The organism is Autumnicola aciditolerans, assembly GCF_041679265.1.
Taxonomy (GTDB): domain Bacteria; phylum Bacteroidota; class Bacteroidia; order Flavobacteriales; family Flavobacteriaceae; genus Autumnicola.
On sequence record NZ_JBGFSM010000006.1, the window covers coordinates 54,230 to 74,142 of the forward strand.

General features: G+C 39.7%; 21 protein-coding genes. 17 read left to right on the top strand and 4 right to left on the bottom strand.

Annotated features, from left to right (window positions below):
• Window positions 1-214: 214 nt before the first annotated feature.
• Window positions 215-1,966 carry a M14 family metallopeptidase gene (locus AB8M93_RS07705; protein ID WP_373056997.1) on the top strand — a complete coding sequence of 584 codons (1,752 nt, stop codon included), beginning with the start codon at window positions 215-217 and terminating at the stop codon, window positions 1,964-1,966.
• Here AB8M93_RS07705 and AB8M93_RS07710 read toward each other — a convergent pair.
• On the bottom strand, window positions 1,934-2,557 hold the full coding sequence (locus AB8M93_RS07710; RefSeq protein ID WP_373056998.1) for an NUDIX hydrolase: 624 nt from the start codon (window positions 2,555-2,557) through the stop codon (window positions 1,934-1,936). The genes AB8M93_RS07705 and AB8M93_RS07710 overlap by 33 nt on opposite strands.
• A gap of 7 nt (window positions 2,558-2,564) precedes the next feature.
• Between AB8M93_RS07710 and pyrE the strand changes: the two genes are divergently transcribed.
• Together pyrE and AB8M93_RS07720 are read left to right on the top strand one after the other, a co-directional pair.
• Window positions 2,565-3,206 carry an orotate phosphoribosyltransferase gene (pyrE, locus tag AB8M93_RS07715; RefSeq protein ID WP_373056999.1) on the top strand — a complete coding sequence of 214 codons (642 nt, stop codon included), beginning with the start codon at window positions 2,565-2,567 and terminating at the stop codon, window positions 3,204-3,206.
• Window positions 3,207-3,209: 3 nt separating this feature from the next.
• A complete protein-coding gene (locus tag AB8M93_RS07720) occupies window positions 3,210-3,602 on the top strand; it encodes an SRPBCC family protein (RefSeq protein ID WP_373057000.1) in 393 nt (130 codons plus the stop codon).
• A 52-nt stretch (window positions 3,603-3,654) separates the two neighbouring features.
• On the opposite strand, the gene AB8M93_RS07725 is transcribed toward AB8M93_RS07720, so the two are convergent.
• A complete protein-coding gene (locus AB8M93_RS07725; RefSeq protein WP_373057001.1) occupies window positions 3,655-4,386 on the bottom strand; it encodes a biotin--[acetyl-CoA-carboxylase] ligase in 732 nt (243 codons plus the stop codon).
• A 94-nt stretch (window positions 4,387-4,480) separates the two neighbouring features.
• On the opposite strand from AB8M93_RS07725, the gene rsfS reads away from it, so the two are divergent.
• The 6 genes from rsfS (at window position 4,481) to AB8M93_RS07755 (ending at window position 9,365) form a co-directional block, all read left to right on the top strand.
• A complete protein-coding gene (rsfS, locus tag AB8M93_RS07730; protein WP_373057184.1) occupies window positions 4,481-4,852 on the top strand; it encodes a ribosome silencing factor in 372 nt (123 codons plus the stop codon).
• Window positions 4,853-4,873: 21 nt separating this feature from the next.
• On the top strand, window positions 4,874-6,922 hold the full coding sequence (ftsH, locus tag AB8M93_RS07735) for an ATP-dependent zinc metalloprotease FtsH (RefSeq protein ID WP_373057002.1): 2,049 nt from the start codon (window positions 4,874-4,876) through the stop codon (window positions 6,920-6,922).
• A 98-nt stretch (window positions 6,923-7,020) separates the two neighbouring features.
• Window positions 7,021-7,632, top strand: coding sequence for an LUD domain-containing protein (locus AB8M93_RS07740; protein WP_373057003.1), 612 nt, complete (start codon window positions 7,021-7,023; stop codon window positions 7,630-7,632).
• A 3-nt stretch (window positions 7,633-7,635) separates the two neighbouring features.
• Window positions 7,636-8,439, top strand: coding sequence for a phosphatidate cytidylyltransferase (locus AB8M93_RS07745; RefSeq protein ID WP_373057004.1), 804 nt, complete (start codon window positions 7,636-7,638; stop codon window positions 8,437-8,439).
• Entirely contained in the window at window positions 8,429-9,085 is a 657-nt protein-coding gene (locus AB8M93_RS07750; RefSeq protein WP_373057005.1) for a phosphatidylserine decarboxylase family protein, read from the top strand. Before AB8M93_RS07745 ends, AB8M93_RS07750 begins: the two co-directional genes overlap by 11 nt.
• A 4-nt stretch (window positions 9,086-9,089) precedes the next feature.
• The gene (locus AB8M93_RS07755; RefSeq protein WP_373057006.1) at window positions 9,090-9,365 is read left to right on the top strand and encodes an acyl-CoA-binding protein; all 276 of its coding nucleotides are present in this window, start codon (window positions 9,090-9,092) and stop codon (window positions 9,363-9,365) included.
• A gap of 42 nt (window positions 9,366-9,407) precedes the next feature.
• Here the strand turns inward: AB8M93_RS07755 and AB8M93_RS07760 are convergent, their stop codons facing one another.
• Complete coding sequence (locus AB8M93_RS07760) at window positions 9,408-10,253, bottom strand: DUF1206 domain-containing protein (protein ID WP_373057007.1); 846 nt, start codon at window positions 10,251-10,253, stop codon at window positions 9,408-9,410.
• A gap of 123 nt (window positions 10,254-10,376) precedes the next feature.
• Window positions 10,377-13,007: a valine--tRNA ligase gene (locus AB8M93_RS07765; protein ID WP_373057008.1), complete on the bottom strand. Its 2,631-nt coding sequence runs from the start codon at window positions 13,005-13,007 to the stop codon at window positions 10,377-10,379.
• 135 nt (window positions 13,008-13,142) lie between these two features.
• On the opposite strand from AB8M93_RS07765, the gene AB8M93_RS07770 reads away from it, so the two are divergent.
• The 8 genes from AB8M93_RS07770 to gap all read left to right on the top strand — a co-directional run bounded on the left by AB8M93_RS07770 (window position 13,143) and on the right by gap (window position 19,901).
• Window positions 13,143-13,529, top strand: coding sequence for a DUF1573 domain-containing protein (locus tag AB8M93_RS07770; protein ID WP_373057009.1), 387 nt, complete (start codon window positions 13,143-13,145; stop codon window positions 13,527-13,529).
• A 187-nt stretch (window positions 13,530-13,716) separates the two neighbouring features.
• Complete coding sequence (locus tag AB8M93_RS07775) at window positions 13,717-14,910, top strand: pyridoxal phosphate-dependent aminotransferase (protein ID WP_373057010.1); 1,194 nt, start codon at window positions 13,717-13,719, stop codon at window positions 14,908-14,910.
• A 1-nt stretch (window position 14,911) separates the two neighbouring features.
• Window positions 14,912-15,925: a UDP-N-acetylmuramate dehydrogenase gene (gene murB / locus AB8M93_RS07780; protein ID WP_373057011.1), complete on the top strand. Its 1,014-nt coding sequence runs from the start codon at window positions 14,912-14,914 to the stop codon at window positions 15,923-15,925.
• Window positions 15,926-16,051: 126 nt separating this feature from the next.
• Window positions 16,052-16,261 carry a membrane or secreted protein gene (locus AB8M93_RS07785; RefSeq protein ID WP_373057012.1) on the top strand — a complete coding sequence of 70 codons (210 nt, stop codon included), beginning with the start codon at window positions 16,052-16,054 and terminating at the stop codon, window positions 16,259-16,261.
• Between the two features lie 5 nt (window positions 16,262-16,266).
• Window positions 16,267-17,373, top strand: a complete 1,107-nt coding sequence (locus tag AB8M93_RS07790) for a glycosyltransferase (protein ID WP_373057013.1) — start codon at window positions 16,267-16,269, stop codon at window positions 17,371-17,373.
• Window positions 17,364-17,936, top strand: coding sequence for an RNA polymerase sigma factor (locus AB8M93_RS07795; protein ID WP_373057014.1), 573 nt, complete (start codon window positions 17,364-17,366; stop codon window positions 17,934-17,936). The genes AB8M93_RS07790 and AB8M93_RS07795 overlap by 10 nt, the downstream gene beginning before the upstream one ends.
• A 73-nt stretch (window positions 17,937-18,009) precedes the next feature.
• Complete coding sequence (lipA, locus tag AB8M93_RS07800) at window positions 18,010-18,888, top strand: lipoyl synthase (protein WP_373057015.1); 879 nt, start codon at window positions 18,010-18,012, stop codon at window positions 18,886-18,888.
• Window positions 18,889-18,893: 5 nt separating this feature from the next.
• Window positions 18,894-19,901: a type I glyceraldehyde-3-phosphate dehydrogenase gene (gene gap, locus AB8M93_RS07805; protein ID WP_373057016.1), complete on the top strand. Its 1,008-nt coding sequence runs from the start codon at window positions 18,894-18,896 to the stop codon at window positions 19,899-19,901.
• Window positions 19,902-19,913 lie beyond the last annotated feature (12 nt).

Sequence of the window (19,913 nt, forward strand, 5' to 3'; positions counted from 1 at the left end):
CGCAATTTTTCCTAAAAATACCCCGAAATTTGTGCTCACAAAAGTTTTTCAAGCTGATTAGGTTTCCTTTAACAACAGCATATTTCCTGCTGCTGATAAGATTTTGGCTGCCTTAGGTGTTTTATTTAAGTTTACACCTTATTTTTAAGAAATCTTTAGGAAGAAAAATTATTTCTCAGGATTGAGAGTTACTCAAGCGTTCATTTATCTTTTTATGAAAAAAGTATTCGCATTATTATTGCTTCTAATAGTATGTTATTCCTGTGACCTGTCTAAATACCAACTGGTGGTGGATTACGATTTTGAAACTCAGTTTGAAAAATCAGGAGGTACTGAAACAGCTACTTATCAACAGGTAATTGATTTTTATACCGAACTTGAAGAAGCATATCCCACCGTCACTTTTACTGAAGTTGGGGAAACCGACAGCGGAAAACCCCTGCACCTGGCCGTATTTAGCCCAACAGAGGAATTTGACCTTGAGGAAATAAGGAAAGATAAAACGATTATACTTATCAACAACGGGATTCATCCAGGAGAAAGCGATGGGATAGATGCCACCATGATGCTTTTTCGAGATCTTGCAGGAGATTCTATTGAGGTACCAGCCAACACGGTTATAGCCACTATTCCCATCTATAACGTGGGAGGCGCTTTAAACAGGAACTCCACCAGCCGCACCAACCAAAATGGGCCGGTGGAATACGGCTTTCGGGGAAATGCTCAAAATTATGACCTGAACAGGGATTTTATAAAAGCCGATACTAAAAACACCAGGAGTTTTTATCGAGTTTTTCAAAATTTAAAACCCGATGTTTTTATAGATACTCATGTAAGCAATGGGGCAGATTACCAATACACGCTCACTCATTTGTTTACCCAACATAATAAACTTGGCGGGGAACTGGGCGAATATCTTAATAATCGAATGATGCCCGCCCTGGAAGATTCTCTAAAGCTAAAGAACTTACCCATTACTCCATATGTAAACGTTTTTAATGATGTTCCTGAAAAAGGATTTAGTCAGTTCTTTGATTACCCCAGGTATTCCACTGGATATGCTGCATTATGGAATACGCTATCCATGATGGTGGAAACCCATATGCTCAAGCCTTATGCGCAAAGGGTAAATGCCACCTATGAATTGCTTCGTTCCATGATTTCCATTACCAATGCTGAAACTCCAACTATAAAAGATCTAAGAGAGCGGGAAACAAAAAAATACCTCACGCAAAGATGGTATCCGGCAAAATGGGAAGCAGACATGGAAAATCCCAGTACCCGGGAATTTTTAGGTTATGAAGGAGCGTCCATAAAAAGCGAGGTTACCGGCCAACCCAGGCTTAAGTATGACCGTGAAAGGCCATTCAGCAAAGAAGTAAAATATTATGATAATTTTGTTTCCAAAGATCGTATTGAAATTCCAAGAGCCTATATAGTCCCACAAGGTTGGTGGAAAGTAACCAGTCTCCTGGAATTAAATAATATTAAGATGCAACCGCTTGCCAAAGACACTACCATTTATGTGGAGACCTATCGCATAGAAGATTATCAAACCACAGAAAGCCCTTTTGAAGGGCATTACCTGCACCACGGTACAGAGGTATCTAAAACCATGGATTCTATCTTCTTCAGGAAAGGAGACCTTTATGTGACCACTTTTCAGGACGGTGCAAGGTATCTTGTAGAAACGCTGGAACCCACTACAGCGGATTCCTTTTTTAACTGGAATTTCTTTGATACGGTGCTACAGCAAAAAGAACATTTTTCGCCATACGTTTTTGAAGATATGGCCAAAAAGCTGTTAGATGAAAATCCGCAGTTAAAAGAAGAGTTTGAAGATAAGAAGCAGAATGATGCCAGTTTTAGAAGAGACGGATATGCCCAACTGGACTGGATACACAAAAACTCACTGTATTACGAAAAAGCCCATTTACGCTACCCTGTCTTTAGAGTGCCCAGATAAAAATTCTTTTGGAAAGAGCAGCTTTATATTTGCATAAGATTTTTCCAGGGCTTTTTGGCTCTTCTTTAAATTCTTCCACTTTGCCTTTTCTATTCCTTCTTTTAATTCAGGTTTAAGCTCTCCCTCATAAGAAGTGCGCATTTCATACCAGTGCGTCACTTTAAGCCTGTATTTTCCCTTTCTCTTAAAAACATGGTAAGTCTTCCGCAGAAATTTGGTGATCCTGAGATCCTGAACCCCGGTCTCTTCTTCAACTTCTCGAATAGCTGAATCTTCTATGCGCTCTCCTTTTTCAGTTTTTCCCTTAGGAAGGTCCCAGCGCTTATTCCTGTAGATAAAGAGAATTTCATCCCTGTCATTCAACACCATTCCCCCTGCGGCAGTAACCACCCGCAGCTTTTTCAGCAGGTATTTAAGCAGCTTTTCTTCCTCTTCATGATAAAGGTTCACGTAGAGCAACTTCCCTTTGTTGATCTTTTTGATCACTTTTTTCAATCGCACTTTTTTTATTGGAAAAGAAGTGTACTCTTCCCCAATATCTTTTTTTGTGGAGAGAATTATTGGGATATCATTTACAAAAACTTTATACATTTGTACTATGATTTTAAACAAAGAAACAGCAAAACAAACTGCTGAAGTATTGCTGCAAATTAAAGCAATTAAATTAGAACCGCAAGAACCCTTTACATGGGCGAGTGGCTGGAAATCTCCAATTTACTGTGACAACAGGATTATACTTTCCTATCCTGCCATAAGAAATTTTATTAGGGAGCAATTTGCCAAACAGGTGGAAGAAATTTATGGAAAACCTGATGTGATTGCAGCGGTAGCTACCGGTGCTATTGGTATTGGTATGCTGGTTGCCGAATATCTTAGCCTTCCCTTTGCCTATGTAAGGCCGGAAGCCAAAGGTCACGGCAGGAAGAATCAAATTGAAGGGAATCTTGAAGCCGGGCAGTCGGTTGTGGTTATCGAAGATTTAATAAGCACCGGCAATAGCAGCCTTAATGCCGTAAAGGCCCTGAAAGAAGCCAAAGCAAATGTAAAAGGCATGATGGCTATCTTTACTTACGGCTTTGATGCGGCACAAAAAAACTTTGAAGAAGCTAAGGTAGAACTGCACACCTTGAGTGATTACAGCCATTTACTGGAAACAGCACAGAAAACAAAATATATAAATGCCCAGGAAGCCAGCCTTTTGGGAGAGTGGCGGCACGACCCGGGCAACTGGAAAAAATAATTTATGAATTTAGAAAGTCCAAAAGTAACTGCTGATAAAAGTCAGCAGGAAATGTTCAATTTTTTGACCAATGTTGAAAACTATGAACAGTTAATGCCGGAAAGCAAGGAAAAATTTAAGGTAATAGACCAGGAAAGTTTTCTTTTTGGCCTTAAAGGAATGCCAGAAATAAAATTGAAAATTCAGGAAACCGAATTTTCAAAATTAGTGGTTTTAGGCTCTACTTCAGATAAGCTGAATTTTTCTTTAAATATTCATATAGAAGCCCTAAACGAGAACCAGAGCGAAGTACAGCTTTTATTCCATGGGAATTTCAACGCGATGATGAGCATGATGGTAAAAAATCCGCTGCAAAAATTTATCAACAGCCTGGCAGAAAATATTTCAAAATTATAAGCTGAAAATAACACTGTTTTAAACCTCATTCCTACCCGAATGAGGTTTTTTATTAGAAAAGAAGTTTTACTTCCTTTAAATCAAAAACCTTTAGAATTTCATTTTCCAGTTCTACCTTTAAAAGGCCTTCACTGGTCACCCCTCTTATAATTCCGGTTAAACGACTTCCATTAGGCAGTTGAAAAGTAGAAGCCACCTCCTTTCTAAATAATTTAGATTCATATTCTTTCAGAATTTCTCTGCCGGTACGATGGGAAATTTTCTCAAGCCTGCTGCTAAGAGCATCAAGTAATTTTTCAAGAAGCCTGTCAGGCTCATAAATTTTGCCTGTCACCTGCCGCAAAGATCCCGCCTGAGGGAGGTTGGGAAAAAATTCCTGGTTTACATTAAGGCCAATTCCTATAATAGAGGCAGCAATAGCATCCTTTTTAAGGATATTTTCTATTAAAATTCCACAAATCTTAACATTCGCTGCCATTATGTCGTTAGGCCATTTTACCCGCAGTTTTGGAACCTGGTAGTCTTCAAGCGTATCTAAAATGGCAAGTGCAACGGAAGCACTGAGTAGAAATTGTTTCTCTGCAGTAACACCTGTTTTGGGATATAACACGCTAAAAGTAAGATTTTCCCCCGCATTAGAAACCCACCCGGCACCTCTTTGGCCCTTACCATTGGTCTGCAGGTGAGCACTTACACAAAGAGGTGCAAACGCAGATTTCCCGGGATAAAGATCCCTGGCGAGCGCGTTGGTGGAATTGATGGCATTAACTTTGATTATACGCATGTGAGAACGTAAAATACTTAAGCGTTAAAATGTTATAAAGAACAGACATTAAAAAGACTAAAAAGTAATAACTTTGCGTAAAGAAAAAGATTTAATGGCAAAAAAAGAAACGAACAGCGATCATCTTATTGCACAAATAATAAAAGGGATAGAGGAAGTAAAAGGAAATGACATTGATATCCTTGACCTGAGAGAAATCGAAAATACAGTTTGTGATTACTTTATCATCTGCAATGGTTCTTCTAACACGCAGGTAAACGCCATAGTAAATTCCGTTCAAAAATCAGTTAGTAAAGCTCTTAAGGACAAACCCTGGCACATTGAAGGTAGTGAAAACGCGGAATGGGTTTTAATGGACTATGTAAATGTAGTGGTTCATGTTTTTCAACGACATATAAGAGAGTTTTACGATATTGAGAGTCTTTGGGGTGACGCAAAAATAACCTCAATTGAGACAAATTATTAAATCTAACAGAATTAAGTAAGAATGGCGAAACAGCAACCGAAGAAAAGACTGGATCCAAAGAAGCCAAAGTTTAGTGCATACTGGATCTATGCAGCTATCATCATCATATTTTTAGGAATAAATTTCTTTACCGGCGGTGGTTTTAATGAGCCTGCTCAAATTACCCCAAGCCAGTTTGAAGAATATTTAAAAGAAGGAGACGTTAAAAAACTGGTTATTATTAATAACCAAAAAGCTAATGTTTATCTTACCGACGAAGCTAAGCAAAAAGACGAGCATAAATCGGAAACCGATCCTGATATATTTCCGGGAGGAGACAGTCCTGCCTATACTTTTAATTTTGGAAGCCTGGAAAAATTTCAAAATGATGTTGAGGAAATTGAGGAAGAATATGGAGTTTCAGCAAACCTTAACTTTAAGAGGGAAACCAATGTTTGGGGAGAAGTCTTCTTTACCCTGCTTCCTTTTATCCTCATTATAGGAATATGGATCTTTATTATGCGGAAGATGAGCTCTGGCGCAGGAGGAGGTGCAGGAGGCCAAATTTTTAATATTGGAAAATCCAAGGCAAAGCTTTTTGACCAGAATACCGATGTTAAAACTTCTTTTAAAGATGTGGCGGGCCTTGAAGGCGCCAAAGAAGAAGTACAGGAAATTGTAGATTTTCTTAAACAACCTGAAAAATATACCGCTTTAGGTGGTAAAATTCCGAAGGGTGCTTTATTAGTAGGGCCTCCTGGAACAGGTAAAACCTTATTAGCAAAAGCTGTGGCCGGAGAAGCCAAAGTACCTTTCTTCTCTCTTTCGGGTTCAGACTTTGTAGAGATGTTTGTTGGAGTGGGAGCCTCACGTGTACGCGACCTTTTTAAACAGGCTAAAGAAAAATCGCCATCGATTATTTTTATAGATGAAATTGACGCCATTGGTAGGGCTAGGGGAAAAAGCAATTTTTCCGGCTCTAATGATGAGCGTGAAAATACCCTTAACCAGTTGCTTACCGAAATGGACGGTTTTGGAACCAATACCAATGTAATTGTAATTGCTGCAACCAACCGCGCCGATGTTTTGGATAAAGCGCTTATGAGGGCGGGCCGTTTTGACAGGCAGATTTATGTAGACCTGCCGGACCTTAACGAAAGACGCGAAATTTTTGAGGTGCATTTAAAACCACTTAAAAAGGTTGCCGATGAGCTGGATACTGAATTCCTTGCAAAACAAACTCCAGGTTTTTCCGGGGCAGACATCGCCAATGTATGTAACGAGGCTGCGCTTATTGCCGCCAGGAAAGGAAATAAAGCGGTTGGGAAACAGGATTTCCTTGATGCGGTAGACCGTATTGTAGGCGGCCTTGAGAAAAAGAACAAAATTATAACCCCTGAAGAGAAAAAAGCGATTGCATTTCATGAAGCAGGGCACGCGACCGTGAGCTGGATGCTGGAGCATGCCGCACCTCTTGTAAAAGTGACTATTGTACCCCGAGGCCAGTCCTTGGGAGCTGCCTGGTATCTACCTGAAGAACGTCTTATTGTACGGCCGGAGCAAATGCTGGACGAAATGTGTGCTGCATTAGGAGGCCGTGCTGCCGAGAAAGTTATTTTTGATAAAATCTCCACCGGTGCTCTTAGTGACCTTGAAAAGGTAACAAAACAAGCCCGGGCCATGGTGACTATTTATGGCCTTAATGATGCCGTAGGAAACCTTACTTACTACGATTCTTCTGGACAAAGCGAATATAACTTCACCAAACCGTATAGCGAACGTACTTCAGAATTAATAGATAAGGAAATTTCAAATCTTATTGAAACGCAGTACCAACGGGCAAAGGATCTCTTAACTAAACATAAGGATAAATTAAGCCAGCTTGCAGATATCCTTCTGGACAAAGAAGTAATTTTTAAAGATGACCTTCAGCGTATATTTGGGGACAGGCCCTATCAAAAAGAGGAAAAAACTTTAGAAGGACGCCCTGTCAGGAAGGCAGCTCCTGAAAGAAGAGATCCCGAGGCCACTTCTCTTATTAATAATCCTGAAGAAGCAGATATAGAAAAGAAAAAGTCTGTAAATAAATAAGTTTCTTACTACAGGTAAAAAATCTTAATTTGACCCAAGGTTAAATTAAGATTTTTTACCTTTGGTAGAAATGACATTGAGAACCACACCTAAATTCTATGAGTCTATTTAGAAGATTCCTGAACCCTAAATCTAAATCAGACAAAAGCCAGGAAAAACCTGAAAATGCTGATAGGGGTAAGTATATGCCTGAGGTAAAACTCCCTACAGATGAACGGTTTATGCTCAATTTCAGGAACAATGGTGGTAAATTTCTTTACTGCGAAAGCCAGGAAGAAGTGCTGGAAGCTTTTGACAACATTTTGTTGGAAAACGACTGGTATGAAAAAGACTGCTTCTGTTTTGATCCCAATCTCCAGGAAAAGTTTAAAGGTTTTAATTTAACTTTTAACCGCTCCTCCGGCGCGCCTTTCTTTCTTTCCACCTGTGAATATCTTATTGCCAATGATGGTTCCATCCTGATTTCTTCTAATCAGATTAAAGAAAGTAAACTTCATGACCTACCGGCGAACTTCGTTATTTTAGCTTCCACAAGCCAACTAACAGACACTATTGGGGAAGGTTTAAGAGGAATCAAGTTTAGAAACAAGCAACACATTCCTTCCAATATTACTACTATTAAAAATTTTGAAACACAGAAGGAAGGCGATTTTATGAGTTACGGTAGTAGCACCAAAAACCTTTATTTACTTCTTCTGGAAGATCTTTAATATATGAGGGAAGCTATAATCAGAACCGTCTCGGGATTATTGTATATATCCATATTGGTAGCTTCCATTCTTTCTTCTGAATTTATCTTTATCACCCTTTTTTACTTGCTGGGGCTGGTATGCCTAATAGAAATGCAAAAACTGCTCAGGCTAAAAAGTTATGCCCTTTATGCGGTACAGGCCTTATTATTTTACCTATTCAGCTATCTTAAATTTAATCAGGACGCAACTATTCTCCTTCTTCTTATCACCATCTTTGTAAACCTATTTCTGGTAAAGGACCTAATGATGGTAAACAAAATACCGGTTTTTGAAAAAAAGAAGTATATCATTATTATTTTTTATCTTATCTCTTCAGTTATTTTCTTAACTCTTATTCCTACTATAGAAGGTGTTTTTATTCCAAAACTTGTCGTAGGAATCTTTGCACTTATCTGGACAAATGACACTTTTGCCTTTATTGTGGGTAAAAATTTTGGCCAGCGCAAATTATTTGAACGCATCTCTCCCAACAAAACTATTGAAGGTTTTCTGGGAGGGCTTATCTTTAGCTGTGCCGCCAGTTACTTTATTTTTGTGTATACTCAATTCTTAACTTTTTCTATCTGGTTGGGATTAGCAATAATATTGAGTATTTTTGGGACCCTGGGAGATCTAATACAATCTAAATTCAAGAGGCAGGCCGGCGTAAAAGACAGCGGCAAACTAATGCCAGGGCACGGCGGACTGTTTGACAGGCTGGATAGCATTATCTTTGCCAGCCCTTTTGTTTATGCCTATTTATACATGCTGAACTATGTTTCATAAAGAAGGTTACAAGATCATGACGCTTACTGCAATTTTATTAATTGCAATAAACATCATTACTTACACGTTAATTAATACCTACTGGATAAAATTTGCCATCCTGGTAGTATCTGTTATCCTGTTTTTACTGATTATTCAGTTTTTTAGGAACCCCACAAGAAAAACAGAGATTAACAACCGCAACATCGTAGCCCCTGTAGATGGCAAAGTAGTGGTAATTGAAGAAGTGTTCGAAAAAGAATATTTTAAGGACAAACGTTTACAGGTCTCTATTTTCATGTCGCCCATTAATGTACATGTTACCAGGCATCCGGTTGGAGGCAGGGTTAAATTTAGTAAATATCACCCGGGGAAATTTCTTGTGGCATGGCATCCAAAGTCAAGCGAAGAAAATGAACGCACCACAGTGGTGGTGGAAAATGAAGTTGCGGGCGAAATCCTTTACCGCCAGATTGCCGGAGCTATGGCCAAACGTATTGTAAATTATGCTGAAGTTGGGCAGGAAGTAGCCCAGGGAAGCGACAGTGGATTCATTAAATTTGGATCCCGCGTAGATGTTTTTATGCCCCTTGGCACCCCAATTGAAGTAGCTCTTAATCAAAAAGTCAAAGGAGGATTAAGTGTGATTGGTAAAATACAGGATTAGTTTAATGATGCCGGAAGATCTTGATAAAAAATTCCGAAAGGCCTATCGAATGGTCAGTAAAACAAAGCAAAAATTTCCGCCGGATGTTTTGCTGCACTTTTATGCCTACTACAAAAGGGCAACAGAGAAAAATGGATTTTACATTCCTCCCACCAGCGAGGGTGATTTAAGGTCTGCATTTAAGGTTAATGCGCTTGTGCAGGTAAAGAACCTCAGTAAAGAGGAAGCCCAGGAGAAATACATAGCGCTAGTAGAAGAAAATATTGGCAGTATCCCATAACTTAATTGTTACTGGCTTCCACCACTTTTTTCTCCTTTGTATTTATCCATAACCGGGATCTGTAGGATCGTTATCCACATCGTAAGTAAATCCCATGGCAAACATAAATAGTCCATAGCAAATGGTACCAACAGCCACCACAGCAAAAGGAAGTTTTCCCACATGGTCGCCTATAAAATTAAAAGCTTTGTCTGTATTTACCACATATTGTTCATTATCTGTAAATCCGGCTTTTACAAAAAAGAAGCCAATAATTCCCAGGATAATTCCGCGGCACAAATAACCAATTTTTGCCAGGAGAAAAATCAGCTTTTTCCACTCCTTTCTATAGCCGGCAATATCAAGACGTTCTCTGTAACCTTTTCTTAACCCATATAATAATTGCACTAAGGCAGTTCCCATTACTATCACCCCGAGGCTTATTACAACCCAATCTCCCCAGCTTTTCTGAAGCATATTGCTAATCATTTCCCGCTGTTGTTGCGGTCTTCCGCTCTCGCTAACTTCACTAAGCCCTAACAACACCATTAGGGCAGAATAAGCTATCAAAGCATCGGCCAGGGAACTAAGGCAAATACCTGCCCTATGCCCCAATCCTCTCCAGTTACTTCCATATTTATATGGATCTTTTATACTTTCATATATGCGCCAGGCAAAATAGCTGAGCATTCCCAGGAGGATTAGAAACACCAAAACATCCCCGAAGGTGTAGTCGCTTATGGAAAGCAGAAAACTACTTTCGCTCGCCCCTCCATGTTTTATCCTTAGAAGCGAAAGAATGGCAATTACCCCCACTGCTATATAAATTATTCCTGTGGAAATACAGCCATAAATGGGAAGGTACCTGATAGCCCTTTTCTGATTTCCTTTACCCGGCCTTTTTGTCATAACTACAAGGTAAAGAATTTTAGATCTTTTTAAAACAGAAGTTCTAAACCAGAAACTGTGTGAGAATTTACTGCAGAGAAATAATAGTTAACCCGTGGGGCAAATAAACAATCTGCAAACCGGCTATTTTAAACTCGCCAGGCTGGCTTTTAGGGCTTCAATTTTTGCTTCTGCATCTGCTTTTTTTGCTTTTTCTATAGCCACCACTTTTTCTGGTGCATTATTTACAAAACGCTCGTTAGAAAGCTTTTTCTCCACAGATTTCAGGAAACCTGAAGTATAATTTAACTCTTCCTCCAGCTTTGTGATTTCAGCTTCAACATCTATGGCACCGGTCACCGGGATAAAGTAATCATTGGATTTCACCCTGAAAGAAAGTGCTCCTTCCACCTGTTTTTTTACATATTCCAGCGAAGACAGGTTGCCCATCTTCACAATTACAGGATCAAAATAGGTTGAAGTCTCTTCATTGTTTAAAACCCTGAATTCAACTTCATTTTTAAAAGAGATGTTTTTTTCTTTCCTTATTTTTCTTATTCCCGTAATCACTTCAGAAGCGACGGCAAATTCAGCAATAATATTTTCATTAAAAGATTGCTGCACAGGCCATTTTGAAATAATTAAAGCCTCTCCAGGAGTTCTTCCTGTAATTTCCTGCCAGATTTCTTCAGAAGCAAAAGGAATAAAAGGATGCAGGATTTTTAAGTTATCTTCAAGAATTGAAATAACCGCTTTAAAAGTTACTGCATCTACAGGTTCTCCAAAGGCAGGTTTTACCATTTCCAGGAACCAGGAACAGTAATCATCCCAAATAAGTTTATATGTAGACATAAGGGCATCGCTAATCCTGTATTTTGAAAAATGATCTTCAATTTCCCGCAGCGTTTTCTGAAATTTTGCTTTATACCATTCCATGGCAATTTTGGCAGTTTCGGGCTGCTCTTTTTCTTCGGAAACTTCCCAGCCTTTTACCAGCCGAAAGGCATTCCATATCTTATTAGTGAAAGCACTCCCCTGCTTGCAAAGGTCTTCATCAAACATAAGATCGTTCCCTGCCGGTGAGCTTAGAAGCATTCCTACTCTTACCCCATCTGCCCCATATTGTTCAATAAGACCGAGTGGATCTGGAGAATTCCCCAGGGATTTAGACATTTTGCGACGCTGTTTATCCCTAACGATCCCCGTTAAATATACATTTTTAAAGGGCCGTTCTCCACGATACTCATATCCTGCCATGATCATTCTTGCTACCCAGAAAAACAGGATTTCCGGGGCGGTCACAAGGTCGTTGGTAGGATAGTAATATTGAATTTCCTTATTTTCGGGCTCAAGAATTCCATTAAACACACTCATTGGCCATAACCAGGAGGAAAACCAGGTATCCAGGGCATCTTTATCCTGCCTAAGACTTGAAATTTGCAAATTTTGATTACCGGTTTTTTCTTTGGCTTTTTCCAGGGCAACTTCAATAGTTTCAGCAACTACAAAATCTTCTTTTCCATCACCATAAAAATATGCGGGGATCTGGTGCCCCCACCAAAGCTGACGGGACACATTCCAGTCCCGAACGTTTTCCATCCAATACTTATAAGTATTCAGAAATTTATCGGGTACCAGGTTAATATCATCTCCTACCACAGCTTTTATGGCAGGTTCGGCTAAATCCTTCATCTTCAGGAACCACTGGTCGCTTAATTTTGGTTCTATTACCGCACCGGTACGTTCACTGGTACCCACTTTATTGGTATGCTCTTCAATTTTCTGCAGCACCCCTAGCTCTTCAAGCTCTCTGGTGATTTCCTTTCTTACCGTAAACCTGTCTTTACCCTCATAATGCAAGCCGTAAGAGTTTAGTGTGGCATCGTCATTAAAAATATCGATCACTTCCAGGTGATGCTTATCCCCCAGCATTTTATCGTTCTCATCATGTGCGGGGGTTACTTTTAAACAGCCTGTACCAAACTCCATGTCTACATATTCATCTTCAATAATGGGAATTACACGGTTATTAATTGGTACAATGGCCCTTTTTCCTTTAAGGTGGGTAAAACGTTCATCATTTGGATTTATACATATTGCGGTATCTCCAAGAATGGTTTCCGGCCGGGTGGTAGCAATAGTGAGAGCGTCTTCTACACCTTCAATTTTGTAGTTTAGATAGTAAAGATTTCCCTGCTTTTCCTGATAGATCACCTCTTCATCAGAAAGGGTGGTTTGGGCTTCAGGATCCCAGTTTACCATTCGGTAGCCCCGGTAAATGAGCCCTTTCTCATATAAATCAACAAAGACTTTAATGACCGAAGCAGACATATCTTCATCCATGGTAAATTTGGTGCGTTCCCAGTCGCAGGAAGCACCAAGTTTTTTAAGTTGTTCCAGGATTATACCGCCATGTTTATGGGTCCATTCCCACGCATGCTGTAGAAATTCCTCACGGCTAAGGTCATTTTTATTAATGCCTTCAGCTTTAAGCTTGGCCACCACTTTTGCCTCGGTAGCAATAGAAGCATGATCTGTTCCCGGCACCCAGCAGGCATTGTAACCTTTAAGCCGTGCCCTTCTTACCAGCACATCCTGGATAGTATTGTTAAGCATATGCCCCATGTGCAATACTCCGGTAACGTTTGGCGGGGGAATTACAATAGTATAAGGCTCCCGCTCATCTACTTCAGAATGAAAATAACCGTTTTCCATCCAGTAGTTATACCACTTATCTTCTACTTGTTTTGCGTTGTATTGGGAAGCAATTGCCATATCTTGGTCTAATTTTTGAAAATAAAGGCAAAAGTAATTATAACTAAAGGATTTTAAAAGAAGTTGAATTGATTATAATTTGGTCTATTTTTCAATTCGGAGTATCTTTACAAGATCTATTTAAACCAATTAATTATGAAAAATTTAGTAATGATTGCCGTATTTATCCTGGCCGGAATAGGCACTGCCTCGGCCCAGGCTAAGATGGAGTTCAAGTCTGAAACCATAGATTATGGCACAATAAAAAAAGGAAGTGACGGCGTGCGGGTTTTTGAATTCACCAATACCGGTAACGAGCCACTTGTGATAGAGGACGTGAAATCCAGCTGTGGCTGTACCGTTCCTAAAAAACCAACAAATCCTATACTTCCCGGTGAGTCTGGGCAGATAGAAGTAAAATACGATACTAAACGGGTGGGGCCTATTCGTAAAACAGTAACTGTTTATTCTAATACAGAAGAACCCACCAAAGCCCTTAAGATTAAAGGAACTGTAGTGGAAGAAGAAAGCTCAGAAAGCTAATTACAGTTTTTGAATAATTTTTAAAAAACCTCCTGCCAGCGCTGGAGGTTTTTTATTGAACCGCTATATTCAAGGCGCCTTGAAATATTTCCGGCCTTAACAGGCATAACCTCCTTTTTATTAAGGCAGGAACTTATTATTCTTCTATTATTTTTGCACTTTTGCATTTCTATAAACACGAACCATTATGCCTAATATTTCTCAAAAAGGGCTTCAAATGCCTGAATCTCCAATCCGTAAACTGGTTCCTTTTGCGGAAGCAGCTATAGAAAAGGGAAAGACAATCTACCAGCTAAACATAGGACAACCAGATATTAAAACCCCTGAAGTAGCTTTAGAGGCGGTTAAAAAAAATAATATAGAGGTGTTATCTTACAGTCATTCTGCAGGTTTCCAGAGCTATCGCGAAAAACTTGCTGCTTACTATAGCAAGCACGATATTCCTGTGGACAGCAATGACATCATTATTACCACCGGCGGCTCAGAAGCCTTGCTCTTTACCATGGGGAGTATTACAGATCCCGGAGACGAGGTAATTATTCCTGAACCTTTTTATGCCAATTATAATGGTTTTGCCACGGCTTCAGGCGTAAAGGTAATACCTATAAAAGCTTCTTTCCAGGACAATTTTGCGCTTCCGGAAATTTCAGAATTTGAAAAACTGATCACGGACAAAACAAAAGCTATTCTCCTTTGCAACCCGGGAAATCCCACAGGATACCTTTACACCAAAGAAGAAATCCGGCAAATTGCCGATCTGGCAATTAAATATGATCTTTTTGTAGTTGCAGATGAAGTGTATCGGGAATTTGCCTATGACGGGGTTACCCACCATTCCATTATGAGCATCCCTGAACTGGAACAGCACGCGATAATGGTAGATTCGGTTTCCAAACGCTACAGTATGTGCGGGGCGAGGATAGGTTGCCTGGTTTCAAAAAATAAAGAGGTGATAAGTGCGGCAATGAAGTTTGCCCAGGCCAGGCTAAGTCCGCCTACTTTTGCACAGATAGCAAGTGAAGCAGCCCTGGAAACCCCAGAAGAATACTTTAACGAAGTAATTGAAGAGTATACCCTTAGACGGAACATACTCGTTGAAGGCCTGGAGAAAATAGAAGGGGTTAAAGTGGCAAAACCTAAAGGAGCATTTTATTGTATAGCAGAATTGCCTGTAGATGATGCCGAAGATTTTGCAAAATGGTTGCTGGAGGACTTTCAGCTAAACGACGAAACAGTTATGGTGGCTCCTGCAGCAGGCTTCTACTCTACTCCAAATACAGGAATGAACCAGGTGAGGATCGCCTATGTTTTAAAAAGGGAAAACCTGGAACGAGCCCTCGAAATTCTTCAGGAAGCTTTAATACAATATAAAAACCGATAAAATGCAGGTTTCTGAAAATGCTTCTCTAAAAAAATTCAACACTTTTGGTATAGATGTAAAAGCCAAGAAATTTATATCTGTAGATACTGTTGAAGAGTTAAAAGAAGTATTGAAGCAAACTTACGCCCAGGAATTGTTTATCCTTGGAGGTGGCAGCAATATGTTGCTTACAGCAGATATTAACAAAACCGTACTTCATATCAACTTAAAGGGAAAAGAAATTCTCTCGGTAACCGGGAACGAGGTTCTGGTTAAGGCCTGTGCAGGTGAAAACTGGCACCAGTTTGTACTGTGGACATTAAAACAGGAACTGGGAGGCCTTGAAAATCTTTCTCTTATTCCCGGGAATGTGGGCACAGCCCCCATACAAAATATTGGAGCGTACGGAGTAGAATTAAAAGATGTTTTTGAAGAATGCGAGGCTGTAAATATCCAAACGCTGGAGCAGCGAAACTTCAGTAAACAGGACAGCGAATTTAATTACCGGCATTCCATTTTCAAAACTTCTTTAAAGGGGCAGTATATTATTACCAGTGTCACCTTCAGGTTAACTAAAAGCCAACACATTTTACGCACCAGCTATGGCGCTATAAAAAATGCCCTGGATCAAAAAAAGATTTTTTCAGCCAAAATAAGGGATATTTCAGACGCTGTAATTGCCATTAGGCAGGAGAAATTGCCAGATCCCAAAGAGCTTGGAAACAGCGGGAGTTTTTTTAAAAATCCGGTGATTAAGAAGGAAGAGTTCAATAGACTACAGCAGCAATATCCCGAAATTCCCTCTTACCCGGTTAGCCCCTCGAAAATTAAAATCCCGGCGGGATGGCTTATTGAAAAAGCAGGTTTAAAAGGTTACCGCGAAGGAGATGCCGGGGTACATAAAAACCAGGCGCTTGTTCTTGTAAATTATGGGAATGCCACTGGCCAGGAAATTTTGCACTTATCTCAAAAGATCCAGATGGAGGTGAAAGAAAAATTTCGAGTAGAACTTGAACCTGAAGTCAATATTTTCTAATTTAACCTGCAGTAAAAGGGTATTGGTTCGAAAATTGCAAGATATAAATGCAAATGAGTATTTTTTATTGGCTCATTTTTCCTAAAGGTATTTTTATTCTTATTTTTGTAATCAGAAAAAGTAAACATGCAATTATTCTTAATAAGCTTCGTACTAATAGCCCTGGCATTTGCGGGAATCGCAATCAAGATCTGGGGAAAAAAAGATGGTAAATTTGCAGGAACCTGTGCCAGCCAAAGTCCTTTTTTAAATAAGGAGGGGGAAGCCTGTAGTTACTGCGGAAAAATGCCGGATGAGATTGGAAATTGTTCTTCAGACGCAAAAAAGGCCAGTTAATTTGAATGACCACAATCCTGTTGGCTGTATTCCTTCTAATTGCAGCAGTTAATCTCACCTATTTTCTTACATTTTTCAGTTTTGCCTCAGGGCGGCAACAAATAGCTTCTTCGCCAAAAACAGAAACACCTGTTTCCGTGATCATTTGCGCAAAAAACGAGGCACAAAACCTTAACACTTTTCTTCCCGCTATTATTGCACAGGAATACCCGGAATTTGAAATAATCCTTATTAATGACGCTTCCACAGATGAAACTTTGGAGGTAATGGAAAAGTATAAGGAGCTGGACGGCAGGATTCAGATTGTAAATGTGCAAAACAACGAGGCTTTCTGGGCAAATAAAAAGTACGCCCTCACCCTGGGGATCAAAAAAGCTAAATTCCAACACCTTCTTTTTACAGATGCCGACTGTGCACCACAATCTAACAAATGGATTAGTGAAATGACTAAAAATTTTAACACCGGCAAGTCTATTGTTTTGGGCTATGGCGGCTATTTTAAGAACAAATCGTCCATACTCAACAAGCTTATCAGGTTTGAAACCCTGTTAACCGCTATCCAGTATTTTTCTTATGCAAAATTAGGATTTCCCTATATGGGGGTAGGCCGCAATCTGGCATATACTTCAACCCAATTCTATGAACAGAATGGTTTTGCTAATCACCTTCATTTAAGGTCTGGTGATGATGACCTTTTTGTAAATGAAAGTGCAACCTTAGAAAATACTGCCCTTTGTTATGAGCCTCTGGCAATAACGAGAAGTGTCCCAAAGAACAGTTTTGGCAAATGGATCACGCAAAAAAGAAGGCATATTTCTGTAGCCGGCCATTACAAAAGAAAGCATCAGCTGCTCCTGGGGATTTTCTATGCTTCCCAGATTGGTTTCTGGTTATTTTTCCCATTCTTGCTACTTACAGGCTTCTGGTATGTTGCGCTGGCCATTTTTGCTCTGGTCCTACTGGTAAAAGGAGTTTTATATTTTAAAGCGGCAGCGAAACTGGATGAAAAAGATGTGGTATGGTTATTTCCTGTTATGGAATTGTTTCTAATCACCACCCAATTAGGTATCTTTATTGCAAACATTTTTTCAAAACCTACTCATTGGAAATAAATCCGGAAAAGCTTCTGAAAAAAATAAAGGAGGCAAAAGGTGGTAACCAGGCAGCGTTTAATTATCTTCTGGATAGTTACTGGAATGACGTTTACGGATTTCAGCTTAAAAAAACCCGTAATGAATATGAAGCTGAAGACATTAGTATTCAAACCTTTTCCAAGGCTTTTAACCGCATTGAAACTTTTGATGAAAATTATTCCTTTAGTACCTGGCTTATTGCCATTTCAAAAAACATCCATGTAGATATGCTGCGGAAGAAAAATTCTTCCATAAGGTCCCGCACCACCACCCATGACGAAGATAAAGTCTATACTATTGCAGACGAAACTCCTTCTATAGAAGATAAACTTATTAACGAACAAAATCTTGCCCAGCTTCTTACTGATATTAAGCAATTAAAACCTCATTATCAGGAAGTAATTAACCTGAGGTACTTCCAGGAGAAAAGTTATAAAGAAATTGCCGAAAGCCTGGACGAACCAATGAATAATGTAAAGGTGAAACTGTTGCGGGCAAAGAAGCTGCTGGCCGATATTATTGAAAATCGGAATCCTAAGTAAGATCTGCCTTAGTCTTCGTCTAAACTTATGCAGTTTGTTATAATATTGTATCTTTGAACAACAGAATTTTGCTATGAGTACAGAGACTATTACGCCCGTAAAAAATAAAACCCAGGCTAAGCCAAAATGGCTAAGAGTAAAACTTCCTACCGGGAAGAAATATACTGAACTCAGGAGCCTGGTTGATAAATATGACCTTCATACCATTTGTACTTCAGGAAGCTGCCCTAATATGGGAGAATGCTGGAGTGAAGGTACCGCAACCTTTATGATTCTTGGAAATGTTTGTACCCGTTCCTGCGGATTTTGTGGTGTAAAAACCGGCCGGCCCGAAACGGTGGAATGGGATGAGCCTGAAAAAGTTGCCCGTTCTATTAAACTGATGAAAATCAAACATGCTGTTATTACCAGTGTGGACCGCGATGATTTGAAAGATATGGGTTCTATTATTTGGGCAGAAACTGTGAAGGCTATTCGCCGAATGAATCCTGAAACCACCTTGGAAACCCTAATTCCCGATTTTCAGGGAAATGAACGAAATATAGACCGGATTGTAGAAGTAATGCCTGAAGTGGTTTCTCATAATATGGAAACTGTAAAAAGGCTTACACGGGAAGTACGAATCCAGGCCAAATACGAACGTAGCCTGGAAGTGTTGAGATATTTGAAACAACAAGGCATTAACCGTACAAAATCTGGCATCATGCTTGGCCTTGGGGAACAAGAAGAAGAAGTGATTGAAACACTACATGACCTTCGCAATGCCGGGGTAGATGTGGTGACCATTGGCCAGTACCTGCAACCCAGTAAAAAGCACCTGCCGGTTAAACAATTTATCACTCCAGACCAGTTTAAGAAATATGAAGCCATAGGTTTGGATCTTGGGTTCAGGCATGTGGAAAGTAGTGCACTGGTTAGATCTTCTTATAAAGCTCAAAAGCATATCAACTAAACTTTATGAATTCCCCCATTAATATTGCCATTAACGGTTTTGGGAGGATTGGGCGCAGTTTATTTAGATTACTGGTAGATCACCCAACTATTAATGTTGTGGCGCTTAATGATATTGCCAATGCCGAAACGCTCACCCATCTTCTCAAATACGATAGCATTCATGGCAGGCTGAAAAAAGAAATTACGGGGCAAAATGCTAAGATCACCATTGAAGGTAAATCCACTCACGTCCTTAATTATGCTCATCCAAAAGACATTCCCTGGCAAGATTTTCATGTAGATTACGTAATAGAATGTTCGGGAAAGTTTAATACTACTGAAGATCTGGAACATCATCTCAAAGAGGGTGTGAAAAAAATTATTCTCTCTGTCCCGCCCGAGGATGCATCTATTAAAATGATTGTTCTGGGGGTAAATGATCATCTTTTAGACGGTTCAGAAAAAATTATTTCCAATGCTTCCTGCACCACTAATAATGCAGCCCCAATGCTCAAGGTTATTCACGATCAACTACGGGTAAGCCAGGCTTATATTACCACTGTTCATTCCTATACCTCAGATCAGAGCCTGCATGATAAGCCTCACCGTGATTTAAGGAGAAGCCGGGCCGCGGCACAATCCATTATTCCTACCACCACCGGTGCCGCAAAAGCTTTAACCCGAATTTTCCCTGATTTAAGCGAGGTAATTGGCGGTTGCGGAATAAGGGTGCCCGTTCCCAACGGTTCGCTTACCGATATGACGCTGAACGTGGAAAATAAAACTTCTATTGAAGAAGTAAACCGTCTTTTTAAGGAAGCCGCACTAGGCACTCTTAAAGGTATTTTAAGTTACACAGAAGATCCTATTGTTTCTGTAGACATACTGGACCAGGAATATAGCTGTGTTTTTGACGCACAAATGACCTCGGTAATTGGGGGGAAACTGGTAAAGCTAATAGGATGGTACGATAATGAAATAGGGTATTCCAGCAGACTCATAGATTTAATTTCTATCGTAAACAAGAATTAACTATATTTATCG